This window comes from Actinacidiphila paucisporea, from assembly GCF_900142575.1.
In the GTDB taxonomy this organism is placed as follows: domain Bacteria; phylum Actinomycetota; class Actinomycetes; order Streptomycetales; family Streptomycetaceae; genus Actinacidiphila; species Actinacidiphila paucisporea.
In genome coordinates, this window is sequence record NZ_FRBI01000001.1 from 143,221 (window position 1) to 165,515 (window position 22,295).

26 protein-coding genes are annotated in these 22,295 nt (G+C 72.6%); 20 read left to right on the forward strand and 6 right to left on the reverse strand.

Features of this window, described 5'->3' with window-relative positions:
- Positions 1-82 precede the first annotated feature (82 nt).
- From map to truA, 9 genes are all read left to right on the forward strand, one after another.
- Positions 83-925 (forward strand): type I methionyl aminopeptidase, encoded by an 843-nt coding sequence (map, locus tag BUE44_RS00745; RefSeq protein WP_073493351.1) that lies wholly within the window; start codon positions 83-85, stop codon positions 923-925.
- A gap of 168 nt (positions 926-1,093) precedes the next feature.
- Positions 1,094-1,315, forward strand: coding sequence for a translation initiation factor IF-1 (infA, locus tag BUE44_RS00750; RefSeq protein ID WP_003956442.1), 222 nt, complete (start codon positions 1,094-1,096; stop codon positions 1,313-1,315).
- 29 nt (positions 1,316-1,344) lie between these two features.
- The gene (gene rpmJ / locus BUE44_RS00755) at positions 1,345-1,458 is read left to right on the forward strand and encodes a 50S ribosomal protein L36 (protein WP_003956441.1); all 114 of its coding nucleotides are present in this window, start codon (positions 1,345-1,347) and stop codon (positions 1,456-1,458) included.
- A gap of 188 nt (positions 1,459-1,646) precedes the next feature.
- The gene (gene rpsM / locus BUE44_RS00760) at positions 1,647-2,027 is read left to right on the forward strand and encodes a 30S ribosomal protein S13 (RefSeq protein ID WP_073492428.1); all 381 of its coding nucleotides are present in this window, start codon (positions 1,647-1,649) and stop codon (positions 2,025-2,027) included.
- A gap of 69 nt (positions 2,028-2,096) precedes the next feature.
- Positions 2,097-2,501: a 30S ribosomal protein S11 gene (gene rpsK, locus BUE44_RS00765; protein WP_006376016.1), complete on the forward strand. Its 405-nt coding sequence runs from the start codon at positions 2,097-2,099 to the stop codon at positions 2,499-2,501.
- A 27-nt stretch (positions 2,502-2,528) separates the two neighbouring features.
- Entirely contained in the window at positions 2,529-3,155 is a 627-nt protein-coding gene (gene rpsD, locus BUE44_RS00770) for a 30S ribosomal protein S4 (RefSeq protein WP_073492430.1), read from the forward strand.
- A 126-nt stretch (positions 3,156-3,281) separates the two neighbouring features.
- Positions 3,282-4,304 (forward strand): DNA-directed RNA polymerase subunit alpha, encoded by a 1,023-nt coding sequence (locus tag BUE44_RS00775; RefSeq protein ID WP_033177813.1) that lies wholly within the window; start codon positions 3,282-3,284, stop codon positions 4,302-4,304.
- Between the two features lie 290 nt (positions 4,305-4,594).
- Entirely contained in the window at positions 4,595-5,107 is a 513-nt protein-coding gene (rplQ, locus tag BUE44_RS00780) for a 50S ribosomal protein L17 (RefSeq protein ID WP_073492432.1), read from the forward strand.
- Between the two features lie 81 nt (positions 5,108-5,188).
- On the forward strand, positions 5,189-6,040 hold the full coding sequence (gene truA, locus BUE44_RS00785) for a tRNA pseudouridine(38-40) synthase TruA (protein WP_073492434.1): 852 nt from the start codon (positions 5,189-5,191) through the stop codon (positions 6,038-6,040).
- Positions 6,041-6,310: 270 nt separating this feature from the next.
- Here truA and BUE44_RS37740 read toward each other — a convergent pair whose 3' ends face one another.
- On the reverse strand, positions 6,311-7,627 hold the full coding sequence (locus BUE44_RS37740; protein ID WP_200804300.1) for a hypothetical protein: 1,317 nt from the start codon (positions 7,625-7,627) through the stop codon (positions 6,311-6,313).
- A 97-nt stretch (positions 7,628-7,724) separates the two neighbouring features.
- On the opposite strand from BUE44_RS37740, the gene BUE44_RS00795 reads away from it, so the two are divergent.
- The 4 genes from BUE44_RS00795 (at position 7,725) to glmM (ending at position 12,319) form a co-directional block, all read left to right on the forward strand.
- Positions 7,725-9,347 (forward strand): ABC-F family ATP-binding cassette domain-containing protein, encoded by a 1,623-nt coding sequence (locus tag BUE44_RS00795; RefSeq protein ID WP_073492436.1) that lies wholly within the window; start codon positions 7,725-7,727, stop codon positions 9,345-9,347.
- 319 nt (positions 9,348-9,666) lie between these two features.
- Positions 9,667-10,110: a 50S ribosomal protein L13 gene (gene rplM / locus BUE44_RS00800; RefSeq protein WP_073492438.1), complete on the forward strand. Its 444-nt coding sequence runs from the start codon at positions 9,667-9,669 to the stop codon at positions 10,108-10,110.
- A gap of 39 nt (positions 10,111-10,149) precedes the next feature.
- Positions 10,150-10,665: a 30S ribosomal protein S9 gene (gene rpsI / locus BUE44_RS00805; RefSeq protein WP_073492440.1), complete on the forward strand. Its 516-nt coding sequence runs from the start codon at positions 10,150-10,152 to the stop codon at positions 10,663-10,665.
- 295 nt (positions 10,666-10,960) lie between these two features.
- Complete coding sequence (gene glmM, locus BUE44_RS00810) at positions 10,961-12,319, forward strand: phosphoglucosamine mutase (RefSeq protein WP_073492441.1); 1,359 nt, start codon at positions 10,961-10,963, stop codon at positions 12,317-12,319.
- Positions 12,320-12,374: 55 nt separating this feature from the next.
- Here the strand turns inward: glmM and BUE44_RS00815 are convergent, their stop codons facing one another.
- Positions 12,375-13,313, reverse strand: coding sequence for a DUF389 domain-containing protein (locus tag BUE44_RS00815; RefSeq protein ID WP_073492443.1), 939 nt, complete (start codon positions 13,311-13,313; stop codon positions 12,375-12,377).
- A 16-nt stretch (positions 13,314-13,329) separates the two neighbouring features.
- Positions 13,330-14,304, reverse strand: a complete 975-nt coding sequence (gene coaA, locus BUE44_RS00820) for a type I pantothenate kinase (protein WP_073492445.1) — start codon at positions 14,302-14,304, stop codon at positions 13,330-13,332.
- A gap of 106 nt (positions 14,305-14,410) precedes the next feature.
- On the opposite strand from coaA, the gene BUE44_RS00825 reads away from it, so the two are divergent.
- Complete coding sequence (locus tag BUE44_RS00825; protein WP_073492447.1) at positions 14,411-14,779, forward strand: holo-ACP synthase; 369 nt, start codon at positions 14,411-14,413, stop codon at positions 14,777-14,779.
- Between the two features lie 71 nt (positions 14,780-14,850).
- A complete protein-coding gene (locus BUE44_RS00830) occupies positions 14,851-16,290 on the forward strand; it encodes a bifunctional ADP-dependent NAD(P)H-hydrate dehydratase/NAD(P)H-hydrate epimerase (protein WP_073492449.1) in 1,440 nt (479 codons plus the stop codon).
- Between the two features lie 342 nt (positions 16,291-16,632).
- Here the strand turns inward: BUE44_RS00830 and BUE44_RS00835 are convergent, their stop codons facing one another.
- On the reverse strand, positions 16,633-17,094 hold the full coding sequence (locus tag BUE44_RS00835) for a MarR family winged helix-turn-helix transcriptional regulator (protein WP_073492451.1): 462 nt from the start codon (positions 17,092-17,094) through the stop codon (positions 16,633-16,635).
- The gene (locus BUE44_RS00840) at positions 17,091-17,513 is read right to left on the reverse strand and encodes an SRPBCC family protein (RefSeq protein WP_073492453.1); all 423 of its coding nucleotides are present in this window, start codon (positions 17,511-17,513) and stop codon (positions 17,091-17,093) included. The genes BUE44_RS00835 and BUE44_RS00840 overlap by 4 nt, the downstream gene beginning before the upstream one ends.
- 71 nt (positions 17,514-17,584) lie before the next feature.
- On the opposite strand from BUE44_RS00840, the gene alr reads away from it, so the two are divergent.
- From alr to BUE44_RS37340, 4 genes are all read left to right on the forward strand, one after another.
- Positions 17,585-18,727, forward strand: coding sequence for an alanine racemase (gene alr / locus BUE44_RS00845; RefSeq protein WP_073492455.1), 1,143 nt, complete (start codon positions 17,585-17,587; stop codon positions 18,725-18,727).
- A complete protein-coding gene (locus tag BUE44_RS00850; RefSeq protein ID WP_073492457.1) occupies positions 18,720-19,928 on the forward strand; it encodes an alpha/beta fold hydrolase in 1,209 nt (402 codons plus the stop codon). The genes alr and BUE44_RS00850 overlap by 8 nt, the downstream gene beginning before the upstream one ends.
- A gap of 57 nt (positions 19,929-19,985) precedes the next feature.
- The gene (gene tsaE / locus BUE44_RS00855) at positions 19,986-20,528 is read left to right on the forward strand and encodes a tRNA (adenosine(37)-N6)-threonylcarbamoyltransferase complex ATPase subunit type 1 TsaE (protein WP_073492460.1); all 543 of its coding nucleotides are present in this window, start codon (positions 19,986-19,988) and stop codon (positions 20,526-20,528) included.
- A 156-nt stretch (positions 20,529-20,684) separates the two neighbouring features.
- Positions 20,685-20,849, forward strand: coding sequence for a hypothetical protein (locus BUE44_RS37340; RefSeq protein WP_159450223.1), 165 nt, complete (start codon positions 20,685-20,687; stop codon positions 20,847-20,849).
- 73 nt (positions 20,850-20,922) lie between these two features.
- On the opposite strand, the gene BUE44_RS00860 is transcribed toward BUE44_RS37340, so the two are convergent.
- Positions 20,923-21,471 (reverse strand): hypothetical protein, encoded by a 549-nt coding sequence (locus tag BUE44_RS00860; RefSeq protein ID WP_073492462.1) that lies wholly within the window; start codon positions 21,469-21,471, stop codon positions 20,923-20,925.
- A gap of 133 nt (positions 21,472-21,604) precedes the next feature.
- Here BUE44_RS00860 and tsaB point away from each other — a divergent pair, with 133 nt between their 5' ends.
- A complete protein-coding gene (tsaB, locus tag BUE44_RS00865) occupies positions 21,605-22,270 on the forward strand; it encodes a tRNA (adenosine(37)-N6)-threonylcarbamoyltransferase complex dimerization subunit type 1 TsaB (RefSeq protein WP_073492464.1) in 666 nt (221 codons plus the stop codon).
- Positions 22,271-22,295: the final 25 nt, after the last annotated feature.

The window sequence follows — 22,295 nt, forward strand, 5'->3', positions numbered from 1 at the left end:
CCACGGCCGTATCGTTGAACGGGCGTACGTGCCCGTGACCGCACGCACCGAGGACCCCGAGGACAAGGAAGGCGTCAGCCGCATGGTGGAGATCAAGACCCCGGAGCAGATCGCCACGATGAGGCGGGCCGGACTGGTCGTCGCGGCGGTGCACGAGGCGACCCGCGCGGCGGCCGTGCCCGGGGCGACGACCAAGGACCTGGACGACGTCGCGGCCAAGGTCATCGCCGACCACGATGCCAAGCCGAACTTCCTCGGCTACGGCGGCTTCCCCGGCACCATCTGCACCTCGGTCAACGACGTCGTCGTCCACGGCATCCCCGACCGCGAGACGGTGCTCAAGGACGGCGACATCATCGCCATCGACGCCGGCGCCATCGTGGAGGGCTGGCACGGCGACGCGGCCTTCACCTGCTTCGTCGGCACCGGCCACGCGCCCGAGCTGATCGAGCTGAGCCGGGTCACCGAGGAGTCCATGTGGGCCGGCATCGCCGCCTTCCGCAAGGGCAACCGGCTGGAGGACATCTCGCGGGCCATCGAGGGCTACATCCGCCGCCAGCCGCGCCCCGCCTCGGGCAAGTACGGCATCGTCGAGGACTACGGCGGCCACGGCATCGGCACCGAGATGCACATGGACCCGCACCTGCTGAACTACGTCACCAAGAAGCGCGGCCGGGGCATCAAGCTGGTCCCCGGGGTGTGCCTGGCGATCGAGCCGATGGTCACCCTCGGCTCCCCGCACACCCACGTCATGGACGACGAGTGGACGGTGAAGTCCGACGACGGCTCCTGGTCCTCGCACTGGGAGCACACCATCGCCCTGACCGAGGACGGCCCGCTGGTGCTCACCTCACCGGACTGCGGCCGCGCCAAGCTCGCCGAATACGGCATCACGGTCCCCGCCGACCCCGCGGCCCTGACCTAGCCCCACCCTGGCAGGCCCCGGGGAGACCCACGCGTAACGATCTTGCCCCATGGGCATACACAGTGGATTCGTCTTTCCGGGAGCCGTGTCGTAGACTGACACGTCGGCTCTCGCATGTCTTCCGGCATGCCTGGAGCCGATCAAGGTAGCCGATCCCGAAAGCAGGACATGGCCAAAAAGCAAGGCGCCATCGAAATCGAGGGCACCGTGATCGAGTCTCTGCCGAACGCCATGTTCAAGGTGGAGCTGCAGAACGGTCACAAGGTCCTCGCGCACATCAGCGGCAAGATGCGGATGCACTACATCCGTATCCTTCCGGATGACCGGGTCGTCGTGGAGCTGTCTCCGTACGACCTGACGCGCGGACGGATCGTCTACCGATACAAGTAGATCTCAAGACCCGGAGAACCTGACATCCCATGAAGGTCAAGCCGAGCGTCAAGAAGATCTGCGACAAGTGCAAGGTGATCCGCCGCCACGGCCGGGTCATGGTCATCTGCGACAACCTGCGCCACAAGCAGCGCCAGGGCTGACGTACGACCTGCTCCTTCTGCACCGCCGCAGTGATTCGCGCGACGCACACACGTACATACGCAGTGCCCGTCCCCAGACCGATGGGGACGACACCCCCGGCGGAGGCCGGGGACCCGTCCGGTACCTGACACGGCCGCCCGGGAACCGGCGCTGCGGAAGACCTCCGACTTCACCAGGAGCCACACACATGGCACGCCTTTCAGGCGTTGACCTCCCGCGCGAGAAGCGCGTGGAGATCGCCCTCACCTATGTCTTCGGCATCGGGCGTTCGCGCGCCCAGGACATCCTGAAGAACACCGGTGTGAGCCCCGACATCCGCGTGCGCGACCTTCCCGAGGAAGACCTCGTCAAGATCGCCAAGTGGGTCGACGACAACTACACGACCGAGGGTGACCTCCGTCGTTCGGTGCAGGCCGACATCCGCCGCAAGGTCGAGATCGGCTGCTATCAGGGTCTGCGTCACCGCCGCGGCCTGCCCGTCCACGGGCAGCGCACTCACACCAACGCCCGCACCCGCAAGGGCCCGCGTCGCGCCATCGCCGGCAAGAAGAAGCCGGGCAAGAAGTAGTCCTCAGCAGGACCCTTACCAGCGGTCTTCGCCAAAGGACCGACCACCTCCACCGGGAGAACGTGACACATGCCTCCTAAGGGCCGTCAGGGCGCAGCCAAGAAGGTGCGCCGCAAGGAAAAGAAGAACGTCGCTCACGGGCACGCCCACATCAAGAGCACGTTCAACAACACGATCGTCTCGATCACCGACCCCGCGGGCAACGTGATCTCCTGGGCCTCCGCCGGCCACGTCGGCTTCAAGGGCTCGCGCAAGTCCACCCCCTTCGCCGCGCAGATGGCCGCCGAGTCGGCCGCCCGCCGCGCGCAGGAGCACGGCATGCGCAAGGTGGACGTCTTCGTGAAGGGTCCCGGCTCCGGCCGCGAGACCGCGATCCGCTCCCTCCAGGCCACCGGCCTTGAGGTCGGATCGATCCAGGACGTCACCCCGACCCCGCACAACGGCTGCCGCCCGCCGAAGCGCCGCCGCGTCTGACCAGCTGATAACAGGAGAACTGAGACAATGGCGCGTTATACCGGGGCCGACTGCAAGCGATGCCGTCGGGAGAAGCAGAAGCTCTTCCTCAAGGGAGCTAAGTGCGAGAGCGCGAAGTGCCCGATCGAGATCCGTCCTTACCCCCCGGGTGAGCACGGGCGCGGGCGCACCAAGGACAGCGAGTACCTGCTTCAGCTGCGTGAGAAGCAGAAGTGCGCGCGTATCTACGGTGTTCTCGAAAAGCAGTTCGTGAACTACTACAAGGAAGCGAACCAGAAGTCCGGCAAGACCGGTGAGAACCTGCTTCGCATCCTTGAGACCCGCCTCGACAACGTGGTCTACCGGGCCGGCTTCGCCAAGTCCCGCGACCACGCCCGTCAGCTGGTCCGTCACGGACACATCACCGTCAACGGCCGCAAGAACGACATCCCGTCGGCTCGCGTGGCCGTGAACGACATCGTCGAGGTCCGTGAGTCGTCCCGCAACCTGACCCCGTTCGCGGTGGCGCAGGGCGAGGCCGGCGACAAGACCGTGCCGGCGTGGCTCGAAGCCAACGCGGGCCGGCTGCGGATCCTCGTGCACAGCCTGCCCGAGCGCCAGGTGATCGACACCCAGGTGCAGGAGCAGCTGATCGTCGAGCTCTACTCCAAGTAGCAGCTCACGGTCACGGGCGGTACGGCCGCCGTCGTCCTCGCGTACGACGGTTTCGCCGTGCCGCCCGTACCCTCGTAATACAGGGGGCGTCAAATAGCGGGCGCCCACGACAGAAGGACCCACACCATGCTGATCGCTCAGCGTCCCTCGTTGACCGAAGAGGTCGTCGACGAATTCCGCTCACGGTTCGTGATCGAGCCGCTGGAGCCGGGCTTCGGCTACACCCTCGGCAACTCCCTGCGCCGTACGCTCCTCTCCTCGATCCCGGGTGCCGCCGTCACCTCGATCCGGGTCGACGGTGTCCTGCACGAGTTCACCACCGTGCCGGGCGTCAAGGAGGACGTGACCGACGTCATCCTCAACATCAAGCAGCTGGTCGTCTCCTCGGAGCACGACGAGCCGGTCGTGATGTACCTGCGCAAGCAGGGCCCGGGTGTCGTCACCGCCGCCGACATCGCGCCGCCGGCCGGTGTCGAGGTGCACAACCCCGACCTGGTCCTGGCCACGCTCAACGCCAAGGGCAAGCTGGAGATGGAGCTGACCGTCGAGCGCGGTCGCGGCTACGTCTCCGCGGTGCAGAACAAGCAGCAGGGCCAGGAGATCGGCCGCATCCCGGTCGACTCCATCTACAGCCCGGTGCTCAAGGTCACCTACAAGGTCGAGGCGACCCGTGTCGAGCAGCGCACCGACTTCGACAAGCTGATCGTCGACGTCGAGACCAAGCAGGCCATGCGGCCGCGTGACGCCATGGCGTCGGCCGGCAAGACCCTGGTCGAGCTGTTCGGCCTGGCCCGCGAGCTCAACGTCGACGCCGAGGGCATCGACATGGGCCCGTCCCCCACGGACGCCGCCCTGGCCGCGGACCTGGCGCTGCCGATCGAGGAGCTGGAACTCACCGTCCGCTCCTACAACTGCCTCAAGCGCGAGGGCATCCACTCCGTGGGTGAACTCGTGGCACGCTCCGAGGCGGACCTGCTCGACATCCGCAACTTCGGTGCGAAGTCGATCGACGAGGTCAAGGCGAAGCTGGCCGGCATGGGCCTGGCCCTCAAGGACAGCCCGCCCGGATTCGACCCGACCGCCGCCGCCGACGCCTTCGGCGCCGACGACGACGTCGACGCCGGCTTCGTGGAGACCGAGCAGTACTGATCGCCTCCGGCGGTTCCCGCTCACCCGGGTGCCGCCGGGCACGACCTGCCCCTCAGGGGCGCGGGGAACTGCGCGACCGGCTCTCGACGGGCCGCAGGTCGTCACCGGCCCGAAGGGTCAGCCCGGTCCGTTCCGGACCACCGGCCGGTGATGGGCTGAGCGCGCAGTTCCCCGCGCCCTGGGGGGCGCCGTCCGGGGCGGAGCCCTGGACACACCACGAGCTGGCAGCCGCCAGTTCGCACTGACACCGGTACCTGACACGGCCGGTGCAGCGGAGAAGGAGAAAGACCATGCCTCAGCCCGCCAAGGGTGCCCGTCTGGGCGGCAGCGCCGCGCACGAGAAGCTGCTCCTCGCGAACCTCGCGAAGGCGCTCTTCGAGCACGGCCGCATCACCACCACCGAGGCCAAGGCGCGCCGGCTGCGCCCGGTCGCGGAGCGGCTGATCACCAAGGCGAAGAAGGGCGACATGCACAACCGTCGCCAGGTGCTGCAGACGATCACGGACAAGAGCATCGTGCACACGCTCTTCACCGAGATCGGCCCGCGGTACGAGAACCGCCCCGGTGGTTACACCCGTATCACCAAGATCGGCCCCCGTCGTGGCGACAACGCCCCGATGGCGGTCATCGAGCTGGTCGAGGCCCTGACCGTGCAGCAGTCCGCTGTCGGTGAGGCCGAGGCCGCGACGAAGCGTTCCGCGAAGGACGCGGCCGGTGACGACGCCCGGAACGACCTCAAGAAGGACGAGGCCGTCGAGGACGCGAAGCCCGCTGACGACGCGGAGGCCGACACCGAGGCGTGAGCCCCGGTGCTGTTCCACGGGCGGACCCGTACCCCCTGGGGGTGCGGGTCCGCTTCCGTTCCCCATGGCGAGGAGCTACCCGTGAGTGACGACCCGGCACCCGGCTTCGTACGGGTCCGGCTGGACCTGGCATACGACGGGGCCGACTTCTCCGGCTGGGCCAAGCAGCGCACCCGGCGCACGGTGCAGGGCGAGCTGGAGTCCGCGATCGCCACGGTGCTGCGTCTGCCCGGCCCGGTCGAGCTGACCGTGGCCGGCCGCACGGACGCCGGCGTCCACGCGCGCGGCCAGGTCGCGCACGTCGACCTGCCCGAGGACGTGTGGGCCGCCGAGCACGACAAGCTGCGCCGGCGCCTCGCCGGGCGGCTGCCCTGGGACGTCCGCGTCTTCGGCGTCCGCCAGGCGCCCGCCGGCTTCAACGCGCGCTTCTCCGCCATCTGGCGGCGATACGCCTACCGCGTCGGCGACCACCCCGGCGGGGTGGACCCGCTGCTGCGCGGCCACGTCCTGTGGCACGACCGCCCGGTCGACGTCGGCGCCATGAACGAGGCGGCCGCGCTGCTGCTCGGCGAGCACGACTTCGCCGCGTACTGCAAGAAGCGCGAGGGCGCGACGACGATCCGCACGCTGCTCGACGTGCGGTGGTCCCGGCGGGACGACGGCGTGGCCGTCGCCACGGTGCGGGCCGACGCCTTCTGCCACAACATGGTGCGCGCGCTGGTCGGCGCGATGATCCTGGTCGGTGACGGTCACCGTCCCGTGCCCTTCCCCGCGGAGGTCCTGGCCGGACGGGTCAGGCACTCGGCGGTGAACGTCGTGCGCCCGCACGGCCTCACCCTGGAGGAGGTCGGCTACCCCCCCGACGCGATGCTCGCGGCGCGCAACCGAGAATCCCGCAACCTCCGCACCTTGCCCGTGCCGGGTTGCGCCTAGGGCCTGTCCTAGCAGGGTCCTGCCCCTTGCGGTGCGTCGCCTGCCCGCGCCGCCGCCGTGGCCTGTCTCGCAGTTCCCCGAGCCCCTGAAAAAACCCGCACCCCCCCTGCGCAAAGGCCCAGCCCCCTGGCAGCGGCAAACGCCTGGGCGTAAGAGGACTCAGTACCTCAGGGGCGCGGGGAACTGCGCGATCAGCCACGATGCGCCCGCGGGCAAGCAACGCCCCGCAAGGGGCAGCCCGCCCCGGGCGCGGGGAAGGACGGTGCGGGGCTACTGCCTCGTGGGATCCGCAGCGGCAGCGTCCTTGCCGCGTTGGACGATGCGGGCGAAGGCAAAATCGGACGCATCGTTGGCCGCCTGCTTGCCGACCGTGTCGTTCGCCGCCAGCGTCGTGCCGTTCTTGAAGCCGGCGATGGCGAAGTAGGCGTAGCGGCCGACGGAATTCGCCGTCATCTGGCAGCGCACGGCGTGGCAGAAGTCGGCGACGCCTCCGCCGTCCAGCGGGGCGAGGTACTGGGAGACGCCGCCGACCTTCTTGGCGTGGCTGTCGTCGGGGAAGACGGCGACGCCGACCGTCACGGCGAGCCCGCCCTGCGTGTACGTCGCTCGGACCAGCTTCTGGCAGCCGTTGGCGGTGAGGGCCGTCGCGACGGCCTTCCTGGCGTTCTTCGCGCAGGCCGTCGTGACGTCGGTCCCGGCCTTGACGTAGGTGCGGCCCTGCCAGACGAACTGCTTGCCCGGGAAGAGTGAGTCCGGGGTGAGTGGTGCCTTGTCCTTGGCGGCGGTGCTGAGGTAGTCGAGCGGGTTCGCCGGCGGCGGCGGGGCCACGGAGGACAAGGACGGCGCGGGCGGGAGCGCCGGCTGGCTCGCGGTGGTGCCGGCGGACGAGGACGGCCCGGCGACCGGCTTGTCGTCGCTGCTCTTGCCCGACATGACGACGGCGGTGGCGACAGCGCCGGCGATGACGGCGACGGCGACGATCCCGCCGGTGAGCATCAGCACGCGGCGCCGGCGCGCACCGGTGGCCTCCTGCTGCTCGGCGAGCGCCCCCCAGTCGGGCGTGCCGGCCTCCGGCTGGGGCGTGCGCCCCCGCGGGGCCTGCGGCTGCGCCGCCGGAGCCGCGTGCCGTGCCGGGCCCTGCTGCCGCGGGGGTGCGTACTGCTGCGCGGGCGGCGGCTGGACGGGCGGCTGCTGCACCGGCGGCTGCGCCGCGAACGGCTGCCGCCCCCACTCCTGCGCCGGCGCGACCCGCGGCGCCGCCTCCTGCGAAGGCCCCTGCGAAGGCGCCTGCGGGGGCGTCGGGTCGAGTGCCGGCTGCTGCGCGGCGGGCGCCCAGGGGCCGCCCTGGGCCTGCGGCGGCGGTCCGGGCTGGGCGGCCGCCTCGGCCTGGGGGGACCAGGCCGGGCCGGGGGAGGGGGCCTGCGGGGGCGGGGCCTGCCGGTGGAACTGCCGGCGCGGGTCGGCGTCCCGCTCGGGCTGCGGGCGGGAGGGGATGACGCGTCCCTCCAGCACTTCGCGCTCGCCGGCGCCATCGGTGGTGGAGCGCGGTTCCTGCGGCGGCTGCTGCTGCCCGGGGCCATCGGTCATGTCGCGCATCATATTGCCGGTCCGGCTACCGGCCTACCGGGGGCCGTTCGGGGAAAAGGGGTTGGGCGCACTCCGAGCGCACGGGAGAATTCAGGCCATGGGACATGTGGAAGCAGCGCACCTGGAGTACTACCTGCCGGACGGGCGGGCGCTGCTCGGCGACGTCTCGTTCCGTGTCGGCGACGGCGCGGCGGTGGCACTGGTCGGGCCGAACGGCGCGGGCAAGACCACGCTGCTGCGGCTGATCTCCGGCGAGATCGCGCCGCACGGCGGAGGTGTCACCGTCAGCGGCGGCCTCGGCGTGATGCGGCAGTTCATCGGCAGCGTCCGGGACGACAGGACCGTACGCGACCTGCTCGTCTCGGTGGCGCACCCGCGTATCAGGGCGGCCGCGGAAGCCGTGGACGCGGCCGAGCTGGCGATCATGGCGCAGGACGACGAGCCGGCGCAGATGGCGTACGCGCATGCGCTCGGCGACTGGGCGGAGGCGCGCGGCTACGAGGCCGAGACCTTGTGGGACATGTGCACGATGGCCGCGCTCGGCGTTCCGTACGAGCGGGCGCAGTGGCGCGAGGTCAAGACGCTGTCCGGCGGCGAGCAGAAGCGGCTGGTGCTCGAAGCGCTGCTGCGCGGCCCCGACGAGGTGCTGCTGCTGGACGAGCCGGACAACTATCTGGACGTGCCGGGCAAGCGGTGGCTGGAGGAGCAGATCGCCGCCACCAGGAAGACCGTGCTGTTCGTCAGCCACGACCGCGAGCTGCTGTCGCGCACCGCGGAGAAGATCGTCAGCGTCGAGACCGGCCCCGCCGGGTCCACGACCTGGGTGCACGGCGGCGGCTTCAGCACCTTCCACGAGGCCCGCAAGGAGCGCTTCGCGCGCTTCGAGGAGCTGCGGCGCCGCTGGGAGGAGGAGCACGCCAAGCTCAAGGCGATGGTGCTGCGGCTGCGGCAGCAGGCGGCGAACAGCCCCGACATGGCGTCGCGCTACCACGCGGCCCAGACCCGGCTGAAGCGGTTCGAGGACGCGGGCGCCCCGCAGGAGCCGCCGCGCGAGCAGGACATCAGGATGCGGCTCAAGGGCGGCAGGACCGGTGTGCGGGCGGTGACCTGTGAGAAGCTGGAGCTGACCGGCCTGATGAAGCCGTTCGACCTGGAGGTCTACTACGGCGAGCGGGTCGCGGTGCTCGGCTCCAACGGCTCGGGCAAGTCGCACTTCCTGCGGCTGCTGGCCGGCGACGGGGGCGTGGCGCACACGGGGACGTACAAGCTGGGCGCCCGCGTCGTGGCGGGCCACTTCGCCCAGACCCACGCCCACCCGGAGCTGCGCGGCCGCCCGCTGGTGGACATCCTGTGGACCGAGCACTCGCGGGACCGCGGCCGCGCCATGTCGGTGCTGCGCCGCTACGAGCTGGAGCGGCAGGGCGACCAGCCCTTCGACAAGCTGTCCGGCGGGCAGCAGGCGCGCTTCCAGATCCTGCTGATGGAGCTGGAGGGCACCACCGCGCTGCTGCTCGACGAGCCGACGGACAACCTGGACCTGGAGAGCGCGGAAGCCCTCCAGGAGGGTCTGGAGGCCTACGACGGCACGGTGCTCGCGGTGACCCACGACCGCTGGTTCGCCCGCAGCTTCGACCGCTACCTGGTCTTCGGCTCCGACGGCCTGGTCCGCGAGACCGCCGAGCCGGTGTGGGACGAGCGCCGGGTGGAGCGCAAGCGGTAGCGCGCGGGGGTGGCGGAGGGGGGTGGCCCGGTAGCGGCCCAGGAGCGTTACCGCAGGGCGCGGGCGACCCCGTTTTGACCCGTACGGCCCCGCCCCGGTATTCTACGAGTTCGTTATGCGTATTGGCTTGCTCTATCTCACGTGAGGGGCCCTTACGCCGGTCCACCGGGCCGATGACCAGCGGCAGGCAGACGGGTTGCGTCCCCGTCCGCGGCCACGGCTGTCGTGATCGTCCGGGTGGCCTTGTCAGGACCCTTCCCCACCGTCCTCGCGGCGGGTCAGGGGAAACCACTACTGAGAAGAAGCGAAGGCTACGACCGTGCGTACGTTCAGCCCCAAGCCCGGCGATATCCAGCGCCAGTGGCACGTCATCGACGCGCAGGACGTTGTCCTGGGCCGTCTGGCCACTCAGGCCGCCACCCTTCTGCGGGGCAAGCACAAGCCCATCTACGCGCCCCACGTCGACACGGGTGACTTCGTCGTCATCATCAACGCCGACAAGATCCACCTCTCGGGTAACAAGCGGACCCAGAAGATGGCCTACCGCCACTCGGGTTACCCGGGCGGTCTGCGTTCCGTGCGCTACGACGAGCTGATGGACAAGAACCCCGAGAAGGCCGTCGAGAAGGCCGTCAAGGGCATGCTCCCCAAGAACACCCTGGGCCGTCAGATGCTCTCCAAGCTGAAGGTCTACTCGGGCGACCAGCACCCGCACGCTGCCCAGCAGCCGGTGCCGTTCGAGATCACCCAGGTCGCGCAGTAGTTCCGGCCACCAGCTACCAGAAAGAACCTGAGGAGAATCGTGGCTGAGACCACTGCCGAGACCGTCATCGAGGGCGACGAGTCCTTCGAGGAGATCACCACCTTCGAGTCCGACGCCGTCGAGGGGGAGTACACCTCCGAGTCGCTCGCGTCGCGCTTCGGCGACCCGCAGCCGGCTGCCGGCACCGGCCGCCGCAAGCAGTCCATCGCCCGCGTCCGTATCGTTCCGGGCAGCGGTAAGTGGAAGATCAACGGCCGTACCCTTGAGGGCTACTTCCCCAACAAGGTCCACCAGCAGGAAGTCAACGAGCCCTTCAAGGTGCTCGAACTCGACAACCGCTACGACGTCATCGCCCGCATCAGCGGCGGCGGCATCTCGGGCCAGGCCGGTGCGCTGCGCCTCGGTGTCGCCCGTGCGCTGAACGAGGCCGACGTCGACAACAACCGCGGCCCGCTCAAGAAGGCCGGCTTCCTGACCCGTGACGACCGCGCGGTCGAGCGGAAGAAGGCCGGTCTGAAGAAGGCCCGCAAGGCGCCGCAGTTCAGCAAGCGCTAGTCGCCAGCGGCGCGCGCGACGGCACGCCGTCGCCGCTGCTGTTGCTGCTGTGCAACGCCCCGGAGGCACACCATTGCCTCCGGGGCGTTCGCATGCGGCGCCGTGGTCGTATATCTGTGGTGATACGACTGGTACAACCAATGACAGGGCGCCAAACGTCAAGCACCCGGCAGGTGCGTCCCGCCCCCGGCTCGCGCACGCGGCGCCGGCGCCGGCGGACGGCACCTGCGCACCTGGAGCACGGCCGGGCACGGCCGACACGGCAGAGCCGCCGTATCGCATCGGAGGACACACAGTGGGACGACTCTTCGGTACCGACGGGGTGCGTGGCATCGCCAACGCGGACCTCACCGCCGAGCTGGCGCTCGGCCTGTCGGTCGCGGCGGCGCACGTACTCGCTGAGGCGGGCACCTTCGCGGGGCACCGGCCGATCGCGGTGGTCGGACGCGATCCGCGCGCCTCGGGCGAATTCCTGGAGGCCGCCGTCGTGGCGGGCCTCGCGAGCGCGGGCGTGGACGTCCTGCGGGTCGGTGTGCTGCCCACCCCGGCGGTGGCGTATCTCACCGGCGCGCTGGGCGCCGACCTCGGCGTGATGCTGTCCGCGAGCCACAACGCGATGCCGGACAACGGCGTCAAGTTCCTGGCCCGCGGCGGCCACAAGCTGGACGACGACCTCGAGGACCGGATCGAGAAGATCTACGAGGAGCACCGCACCGGCGCCCCCTGGGTGCGCCCCACCGGCGCGGGCGTCGGCCGGGTCAAGGACTACGACGAGGGCTTCGACCAGTACGTCGCCCACCTCATCGGCGTGCTGCCCAACCGGCTCGACGGCCTCAAGGTCGTCCTGGACGAGGCGCACGGCGCCGCGTCCCGCGTGTCACCCGAGGCCTTCTCGCGGGCCGGCGCCGAGGTCGTCACCATCGGCGCCCGCCCCGACGGCCTCAACATCAACGACGGCTGCGGCTCCACCCACCTGGAGCTGCTCAAGGCCGCCGTCATAGAGCACGGCGCCGACTTCGGCATCGCGCACGACGGTGACGCCGACCGCTGCCTGGCCGTGGACGCCGCCGGCCAGGAGGTCGACGGCGACCAGATCCTGGCGATCCTCGCGCTGTCGCTGCGCGAGCGCGGCGAGCTGCGCGGCAACACCGTCGTCGGCACCGTGATGTCCAACCTGGGCTTCAAGCTGGCCATGGAGCGCGAGGGCATCACCCTCGTCCAGACCGCGGTCGGCGACCGCTACGTCCTGGAGTCGATGAAGGAGCACGGCTACGCGCTCGGCGGCGAGCAGTCGGGCCACGTCATCGTGCTCGACCACGCCACCACCGGCGACGGCACCCTGACCGGGCTGCTGCTCGCCGCCCGCGTCACCGCGACCGGCCGCACCCTGGCCGACCTGGCCGGCGTCATGCAGCGGCTGCCGCAGGTGCTGGTCAACGTTCCGGACGTCGACAGGAGCCGCGCGGGAACCGCCCCCGAACTGCTCGCCGCCGTCGCCGAGGCCGAGGCGGAGCTGGGCGCGACCGGGCGGGTGCTGCTGCGCCCCTCGGGCACCGAGCCGCTGGTCCGCGTCATGGTGGAGGCCGCCGACATCGACCACGCCAGGTCGGTGGCGGGCCGCCTCGCGGACATCGTCAAGTCGACGCTGGCCTGACGCCTGACGCCTGACGCCTGACGCCTGACGCCTGACGCCTGACGCCTGCCCCTTGTCACGCAGCCGGCACCCTGCGGCGCTGCATCGCCCACAGCCACTTCTGGGCGAGCAGCGTCAGGGTGCCGGCGCAGGCGATGCCGGCCAGGTTGACCGCCAGCTGGAGGCTGGAGCCCCAGACCTCGTGCCAGGTGGAGTACGAGATGGCCAGTGACGCGTTCGCGGCGGCCGGCACCGTCGTCACCGAGATCGCCACACCGACCAGGGCCCCGGACTTCGCCGACGTCAACGACAGCATCCCCGCGATGCCGGCGAGGAAGGCGACCACGAAGGAGTCCCAGCTCGGCTGCCAGATGAACTGCGTCGCCGGATGCGGGGCGTCGAAGCGCGCCTGCGTGAACAGCCCCAGGCCGCTCATCAGGTACGAGAAGCCGCCGGTGAGCAGCATCGCCGCCGGGAAGCCCACCGCGAGCGCCATCAGCGAACGCGCCACCAGCCGGCCCCTGCGGCGTACCAGACCCGTGCAGACACCCGCCAGCGGGCCGAACTCCGGGCCGACCACCATCGCGCCGACGATCAGGATCGAGCTGTCCAGCATCACGCCGTAGGCGGCCAGCATCGTGGCGACCGTCAGGAACGCCAGATAGGTGAACGTGAGGGTGGACTCCTCGTGGGTCGCCTCGACCAGCGACTCCCACACCACCGCGTCCGCGCCCTCGCCGGGCGCGTCCCGCTCGGCCTGGTCCGCGCTCCGCGACAGCGTCACGTCGACGTTCTCGACCGCGATCGCCCCGGCGTCCTCGATGCCGAGCTTCCTGAGGGCCGCCAGCAGCGGGTCGGCGGCCTCCCTGGCCACGTCACAGGTCAGCAGGTCGCCCACGGGGTCGTAGGCGGCGCCCCTGACCACCGTGAGGTGGGTGGCGCCGACGGTCGCCGACACCAGGGTCGCGACCTCCTCCGTGCGGTCGGCCGGCACGATCATTCGCAGGTGCAGCACGCCTGGGGCCTCCGCGTCACAATTTGCGCAGCGAGAGCCGCTGCACCTTGTGGTCCTGGCTCTTGCGCAGGACCAGGGTCGCCCGGCTGCGCGTGGGCAGCACGTTCTCCTGGAGATTGGGCTGGTTGACGGTCCGCCATATCATCCGGGCGTAGTCCATGGCCTCGTCCTCGGCCACCCGGGTGTACTTCGTGAAGTACGAGTCCGGGTTCTGGAAGGCCGTCTCCCGCAGCTTCCTGAACCGCCCGAGATACCACCGCTCGATGTCCTCGGTGCGGGCGTCGACGTAGACGCTGAAGTCGAAGTAGTCGGCCAGCCCGATCCTGGTGCGGCCGTCCTGCCCCGGCAGGGCGGGCTGCAGCACGTTGAGGCCCTCCACGATGAGGATGTCGGGGCGGCGGACCGTCAGCAGCTCACCGGGCACGATGTCGTAGATCAGGTGCGAGTAGACCGGCGCGGTCACCTCGGCCTTGCCGGACTTCACGTCCGCGACGAAACGGGTCAGCGCGCGCCGGTCGTAGGACTCGGGGAAGCCCTTGCGCGACATCAGGCCGCGCCGCTGCAATTCCGCGTTGGGCAGCAGGAAGCCGTCGGTGGTGACCAGCTCGACCCGAGGATGCTCCGGCCACCGGGCCAGCAGCGCCTGCAGCAGCCGGGCCGTGGTCGACTTCCCCACCGCCACGCTCCCCGCCACGCCTATGACGAACGGCGTCCCCGGCTGCGCCCCGGCCGCCGCCCCCGCCAGGAAGGTGTTCAGCGCCCCGCGCAGCCCGCTGTGCGCGGCCACGTACAGATTCAGCAGCCGCGACAGCGGCAGGTAGACGTCCACCACCTCGTCGAGGTCGATGACGTCCCCGAGCCCCCGCAGCCGCTCCACCTCCTCCGCGGTCAGCGGCAAGGGCGTGCGCTCCCGCAGGGCGCTCCACTGCGCCCTGGTCAGGTCGACGAAGGGGCTGGCCGGCGCGGTCGGAGTGGTCGTCACGGTGAGCATCCTCGCAGGGCCCGACCCGCGGCCGCCCGGCACCCGGCCGCCGGGCCGCCGCCCCCTAAGCTGGCGGCATGGACGGCAATGCCACGCACCCCGGGAGGGACGCCGGATGATCGTCGGGGTCGGGATCGACGTGGCCGAGATCAAACGGTTCGCCGCCGCGATGGAGCGCACCCCGGGAATGGCGGAACGCCTCTTCACCCCCGGCGAGCTGCTGCTGCCCACCGGCGCCCCGCGCGGCATCGCCTCCCTCGCGGCGCGCTTCGCCGCCAAGGAGGCGCTGGCCAAGTCCCTGGGCGCGCCCGCCGGGCTGAGCTGGCTCGACGCCGAGGTCACCACCGAGCCGTCCGGGCGGCCCCGGCTGACCGTCACCGGCACGGTCGCCGCCCGTGCCGCCGAACTGGGCGTACGCAGCTGGCACCTGTCGCTCAGCCACGACGCGGGCGTCGCCTCCGCCGTGGTCATCGCCGAGGCCTGACCCCGGGCCGGGGTGCCACGGCGGCAGGCGGTACGTATCGTCGGGTGCAGGGCCGAACGGGAGGGTACGCCATGAGGTACGCGCACACGGTGCAGGCCGTACGGGACGCGGAGGCCGCGCTCATGGCGCGGCTGCCGGAGGGCACGCTCATGCAGCGGGCCGCCGCCGGGCTCGCGACGGTCGGCGCCGACGTCCTGGGGCGCGTCTACGGCGCCCGGGTCGTCGTGGTCGCCGGAAGCGGCAGCAACGGCGGTGACGCCCTCTACGCGGGCGCCCGCCTCGCCCGCCGCGGCGCCGGGGTCACCGCGGTCCTGCTGGCGCCCGACCGGGCGCACGGCGGCGGCCTCGCGGCGCTGCGGGCCGCCGGCGGCCGGGTCGTGGACGGCGCGGACGGTCTCGCGGCCGTCACCCGCGCGCACCTCGTCTACGACGGCATCGTCGGCATCGGCGGCAAGGGCGGACTCCGCCCGCCGGCCGCCGACCTCATGAACGCCGCGTACGACGCCCGGGCCGCCGTCGTCGCCGTCGACCTGCCCAGCGGCGTCGACGCCGACACCGGAGAGGTCACCGGGGAGGCCGTCCGCGCCGACGTCACCGTCACCTTCGGCACGTACAAGCCCGGCCTGCTCATCGACCCGGCCGCCGAACTCGCCGGCGCCCTGCGGCTCATCGACATCGGCCTCGACCCGTATCTGGGCGCCCCCGCGATCGAGGCCTTCCAGCACGCCGACGCCGCCGCGGTGCTGCCGCGGCCCGGCGCCGAGAGCGACAAATACCGGCGGGGCGTGGTCGGGGTCGTCGCCGGATCCGACCGCTACCCCGGTGCCGCGGTGCTCGCCGTCTCCGGCGCCATCCGCGGCGGCGCGGGCGCCGTCCGCTACGTCGGGGGTGGCGCCGCCGCCGTCCTCGCCCGGCACCCCGAGACGCTGGTCTCCACCGGCTCCCCGCGTGCCGCGGGCCGCGTCCAGGCGTGGGTCGTCGGCCCCGGGCTCGGCGACACGGCAGCCGCCAGGGCCGCGGTCGCGGAAGTGCTCGCCGCGGACGTGCCCGTGCTGGTCGACGCGGACGGGCTCCGCCTGATGTCCCGCGACGCGGTCCTGGCCCGGACCGCGCCGACCGTACTCACCCCGCACGCCGGGGAGGCCGCCGCCCTCCTCGGCCGGTCCCGCGAAGCCGTCGAGGCCTCCCGCCTCGACTCGGTACGCGACCTGGCCGCGGCCTTCCGCGCGACGGTCCTCCTCAAGGGTTCCACCACGCTGGTGGCCTCGCCCACCGCCTCCGAGCCCGTCCGGGTCAACCCCACCGGTACGCCGTGGCTCGCCACCGCCGGCAGCGGCGACATCCTCTCCGGCCTCGCCGGCTCCCTCCTGGCCACGTCGCTCCCGGCCCCCACGGCCGCGTCCCTCGCCGCCTACCTCCACGGCCTGGCGGCCCGCCTCACCCCCACCCCCCTCACCGCCCTCGACGTGGCCGAATCCCTCCCCACGGCGTGGCGCAACACAACCACCTAGCCTGCGCCCCGCTGCCGCTGCCCCGCGCGCTGCCCCGCGCGGTGCGTCGCTCGCCTGGGGGTACCCCCACGCGCCCCTGGGGGGCCGCCCTCTGCGGAAGGTGGTCGCCCGCCGCAGAGGGGGGCTTTTCAGGGGCGCGGGGAACTGCGCGCCCCGCCGAAAGGGCGGAAAGGAAGCGACGCACCGCAAGGGGCAATCACCCAGGGGCGCGGGGAACTGCGCGACCAGCCACGACGGTGGGAAAGGCGAACGCCTACCGCAAGGGGCAGCACCTGAGGGGCGCGGAGAACGGCGCGGGCAACCACGGCGCGGCCGCAGGCAAGCAACGCACCGCAGGGGCAATCAACCCGAGGAAGCGGCGCAGCCATTGCGCAGGGTGCGGAGGGCCGCCGTGAAGGCGGGGGTCTCGGGGCCCAGGGCCGAGAAGAAGGCGGCGTCGCAGGACTCCACCGCCCCCACCGCGCGGTTGGCGACGTCGCGACCCTCCGGCGTCACCGCCAAGGCGCGGGCGCGGGCGTCGCCGGGGTGGGGGTGGCGGGTGAGGAGCCCGCGGGATTCGAGGGCGCGGAGGACCTGCGAGGTCATCATCGGGTCGGTCGCCGCGTGGTCGGCGAGGCGGCGCTGGGTGACGGGGGAGTCGGACGCCTGGAGGTAGGTGAGGGAGGCGAGGAGGACGAACTGGACGTGGGTGAGGCCGAAGGGGCGCAGGGCCGCGCGCTGGGCGGCCTGCCAGCGGTTGGTGACCTGCCAGAGCAGCAGGCCGGGGCTCTCCTCGGCGGAGCCGAAAGCGGTCGCGAGGCTCACGCGGCTTCCGCCGCGGAGCGGAGGCGGTCCAGGTCGGCCTGGAGGGTGGCGGCGATGCCCTTGCCGAGCGCCAGGTTCCAGAGGCGGGCGAGGGGGCCGCGGAGCGTCACGGTGACGTCCACCCGGGTGGCCCCCTCGGTGGTGGCGGAGACGAGGTGGCGGAAGGTCAGCCGGGCCCCGACGAGCTTGGAGACGTCGGTGAACTCCCGGCCAGGGACGAGCGCGGCGACCACGAAGGGCACCTTGGGCGCCCCCTTGGGCTTGAGCACGCCCGTGGCACCGGGCGCGAAGGGCCCGTCGAGCCGCACCCACTCGGTGTCGGCGTTCCACTCCGGCCAGGTCGCCATGTCCGCCCAGCGGGCGAAGAAGGCGTCGGGGGCCGCGGACGAGGTGATGTGTGCCGTTCCCAGAGTCGTCACGCCTTTAGTATGCGCGCATACTATCGGGCCGTCAAGGGCAACCCTGACCCGCGCCTGAGACACTGACCTGGATGAACGACATGACGAGCGGCCGCGGCTGGGCGCACATCGACCTGGGGGCCCTGCGGGCGAACGTCGCGGCCCTGCGGGCGAAGGCCCCCGGTGCGGCCTTCATGGCGGTCGTGAAGGCCGACGCGTACGGCCACGGCATGGTGCCGTGCGCGCGGGCCGCGCTGGAGGGCGGCGCCACCTGGCTGGGCGTGGCCACGCCCGAGGAGGCGCTGGCGCTGCGTGCCGCCGGCATCGGCGGCCGGGTGCTGTGCTGGCTGTGGACGCCGGGCGGCCCCTGGCGGGAATGCGTCGAGGCCGACGTCGACGTGACGGTCAGCGCGCAGTGGGCGCTGGAGGAGGCGGTGGCCGCGGCACGGGCCGCCGGCCGCACCGCGCGCGTACAGCTCAAGGTCGACGCCGGCCTCGGCCGCAACGGCGCGCAGCCCGCGCAGTGGCCGGCGCTGACCGCCGCGGCGAGGGCCGCGGAGAAGGCGGGGCTGATCCGGGTCACCGGCCTGTGGGCGCACTTCTCCTGCGCCGACGAGCCCGGTCACCCCTCGATCGCCCGCGAGTTGGGCGTCTTCCGCACCGCCCTCGAACAGGCCGCAGACGCCGGGCTCGACCCGGAGGTGCGGCACATCGCCAATTCGCCCGGCACCTTGACGCTGCCGGAGTCGCACTTCGACCTGGTGCGGCCGGGCGTGGCCATGTACGGCATCTCCCCGGTGCCGCAGGTCGGCGGGCCCGCGGACTTCGGGCTGCGCCCGGTGATGACGCTCGCCGCCCGGCTGGCCAGCGTCAAGCAGGTGCCCGGCGGCCACGGGGTCAGCTACGGCCACCACTATGTGACGCCGGGTCCGACGACGCTTGCACTGGTCCCCCTGGGGTACGCAGACGGTGTGCCGCGGCATGCGTCCGGTGCGGGCCCGGTGCTGGTGGCCGGGAAGTGGCGGACGGTGGCGGGACGGGTGGCGATGGACCAGTTCGTGGTGGACCTCGGCGGCGACTGCGCCGCCGCGGGCGACGAGGCCGTGCTGTTCGGCCCCGGCGACCGGGGCGAGCCGACCGCGGAGGACTGGGCGCGGGCGTGCGGGACGATCGCGTACGAGATCGTCACCCGCGTCGGCAGCCGGGTGCCGCGGGTGTACGGGGAGCATGGCTGAGCAGGTGGGAGTCGGCGTGAAGTGGGAGCGGGCCGGGCTGGTCGGTGCCGCGATCGGGGTGGTGGCCGCGGGGGCCGCCGCCGGCGTGGCGATCGAGCGGGCCACCGTCGGGCGCGGCGTACGGCGCAAGGCGCAGCTCGCGCTGGACGCGACCGGGCCCTACGGGACCCTGCGCGGCGTGCCCGGGACCGCGACCGCCGAGGACGGCACCGAGCTGTACTTCGAGACCGAGGACGTCACGCCGGTCGAGGTGGCCGAGCCGTCGGCGCGGCGCGGCTGGCTGCGCGGGCGCCGGGGCGTGGGGGCGGCGCCGCTGCCGCTCACCGTGGTCTTCTCGCACGGCTACTGCCTCAACCAGGACTCCTGGCACTTCCAGCGGGCGGCCCTGCGGGGCTCCGTGCGGGCGGTCTACTGGGACCAGCGCAGCCACGGCCGCAGCGAGCGCGGCCGCGACCAGGCCGCGGGCGGCCCCGCGACCATCGACCAGCTCGGCCGCGACCTGAAGGCCGTGCTGGACGCGGCCGCGCCCGAGGGCCCGGTGGTGCTGGTCGGCCACTCGATGGGCGGTATGACGGTGATGGCCTTCGCCGACCAGTACCCGGACTACGTGCGCGAGCGGGTCGCCGGGGTCGGCTTCATCTCGACGTCCTCGGGCAAGCTGGCCGCGGTCACCCTCGGGCTGCCCGCGGCCGGTGCGCGGGCCTTCCGGGCGGTCGCGCCGGGCCTGCTGAAGATCATGGGCAGCCAGGCCGAGCTGGTGGAGCGGGCGCGGCGGGCCACCGCGGAGCTCTTCGCCGGGATCATCAAGCGCTATTCGTTCGGCTCGGACGTGGACCCCTCGGTCGGGCGGTTCGCCGAGCGGCTGATCGAGTCGACGCCGATCGACGTGGTGGCCGAGTTCTACCCGGCCTTCACCGAGCACGAGAAGGGCGACGCGCTCGCCGTGCTCGACGGGCTGCCCGGCCTGGTGCTGGCCGGCGACAAGGATCTGCTGACGCCCAGCGCGCACAGCACCGAGATCGCCGAGAAGCTGCCGGACGCCGAGCTGGTCATCGTGCCGGGCGCCGGGCACCTGGTGATATTCGAGCGGCCCGAGCTGGTGAATTCCGCCCTCGCGCTGCTGATCGCCCATGCCGCGGACTCGGTGCAGGCGCCGGTCGCCGACGGGCTGCGCGAGCTGGCGACGGCGGGCGAGGCGTAATCCGCCGCGCGCCACGGACGGGCGGGGTGTGCGGGTCGGCGCGTAGGCTTCGCGGTCATGGGCACACCGCACGACCCGTACCCCGCGGGCACTCAGGACCGGCTCCCCCCCGCCGTCCGGATCACCGTACGTACCGCCGAGCGCATGCGTGACCTGGGGCGACGCCTCGCCGCGCTGCTCGGCCCCGGCGACCTTGTCCTGCTCAACGGCGAGCTGGGCGCGGGCAAGACGACCTTGACCCGGGGCCTGGGCGAGGGCCTGGGCGTACGCGGCGCCGTCACCTCGCCGACCTTCGTCATCGCCCGCGTCCACCCCTCGCTGACCGGCGGCCCGGCCCTGGTCCACGTGGACGCCTACCGGCTGGGCGGCGGCCTGGACGAGATGGAGGACCTGGACCTCGACGTGTCGCTGCCGGAGTCGGTGGTGGTCGTCGAGTGGGGCGAGGGCAAGGTCGAGGAGCTGTCCGAGGCCCGCCTGCAGGTCGTCATCGAGCGGACGGTGGGTTCGACGCCCGAGGCCGACGACGACGCCAGGGTGGTCACCGTCAGCGGCGTCGGCCCGCGCTGGGCCGCCACGGACCTGGCGGCGCTGGAGGCCTGAGCGCCGGGACGGCCCGAGCGGCGGGACGGCCCGAGCGGGCGCGGCATGAACCGACAGGCTGTCGGGAAGATGTTGCGCGGGGACCGGCACCCGTGGTGTCCTGGTTCCCAGGTGCCCGCTTAGGGCTGCCTAACTTCCACCGCTCGGGGAGGCACCATGTCGGCCCACGACCCCCAGGACCACCAGCCCGTCCCCACCTTCCGCGACGTGCTCGCCGCCGCCGAGGCGGCCCGCCGGATCTCCACCCCGCCGCCCGCCACGCCGTCGCCCGAGGTCCCCGCCACCGTTACGGTCACCGTCCCCGACGAGGACGCGGCATAGCCCGTACGGGTGAAAACGGCAGGGCGTGGCAATATGCCACGCCCGCGTGTCCCCGCTGGAATCCGTCGCGCCGTCAGGGCAGCACGTTGATGGCGCTGCCCACCGTCGCGAACTGCCACATCGCGGCGGTGTCGGCGCGCGTCGCCCGGATCGCCGCATTCTGCTTCGCCGGGTCCGGCGTGGCCAGCGAGCCGTCGACGGCGGCGCTGAAACCGATGTTCACCCCGCCGGTCATCGCGAAGAGCACCGTGTGCTCCACCTGCTTGCCGTCGCCGCCGACACCCACCTCGCGCCGGAAGAAGACGTGGTGCAGCCCCTTGGACGGCGTCACATTGCCCGCGACCACCGCATAGGTGCGCACCACCTTGCTGCCGTCGTCCACCAGCCACACCCGGTGGGCGGAGACGCTGTAGACGACGCGTTTGCCCACGCCCGAGTGCAGGGGCAGCGGATACGTCCTCGGCTTCGGCTTGACCGACGCGGACTTCGGCGGCGGGGCCGAGGAGTGCGCCGCAGCCGGGGCCTTCGGGGCCGAACCCGACGCCTGCGCGGCCAGCACCGCGATCACCACCATGGCCCCCGCGGTCAGTCCCGTCACGAGGGTGCCGGCTTTGATTGCCACGGGAGTCCTCCGGTCGGGTTGGGCGCTCGCTCCCCGTTGACGGTAGCAGCCGCGGCGGCCCTCTCCGCCGCCCCGCGGAAGGGCCCGCGTACCACCGCCGCGGCCGTACGGGCGCTGCCCGTACCCTGGGGGCGTGCTGCTGCTTGCCTTCGACACCGCCACGCCCGCCGTCACCGCCGCCCTCCACGACGGGGAGCGGGTGCTCGCCGAGTCCACGGTCGTCGACGCGCGCCGGCACGGCGAACTGCTGGTGCCCGCGATCGACCGGGTGCTGGCCGCCGCGGGCCGCGCGCTCGCCGACGTCACCGGCGTGGTCGTCGGCGTCGGCCCCGGCCCCTACACCGGGCTGCGGGTCGGCCTGGTCACCGCCGCGTCCTTCGGCGACGTCCTGGACGTCCCCGTGCACGGCGTGTGCACCCTCGACGGCCTCGCCTGGGCCGCGGGCGAGGCCGGCCTGGAAGGGCCGTTCACGGTCGCCACCGACGCCCGCCGCAAAGAGGTCTACTGGGCCCGATACGACGGCCCCGCCGCCCGCGTCACCGAGCCCGCGGTGAACCGCGCGGCCGACCTGCCGCGGGACGTCCTCGCGCTGCCCGCCGTCGGCGCGGGCGCCGCGCTCTACCCCGAGGCCTTCACCGACCGCCGCCCCGACCCCGCCCACCAGTCGGCCGGCGCGCTGGCCGCGCTCGCCGCCCACCGGCTCGCGGCGGGCGAGGACTTCGCCCCCCCGCTGCCGCTCTACCTGCGCCGTCCCGACGCCCAGGTGCCCGCCGGCTACAAGGCGGTCCTGCCGACGTGAGCGAGCCGAACGACCCGAACGACGT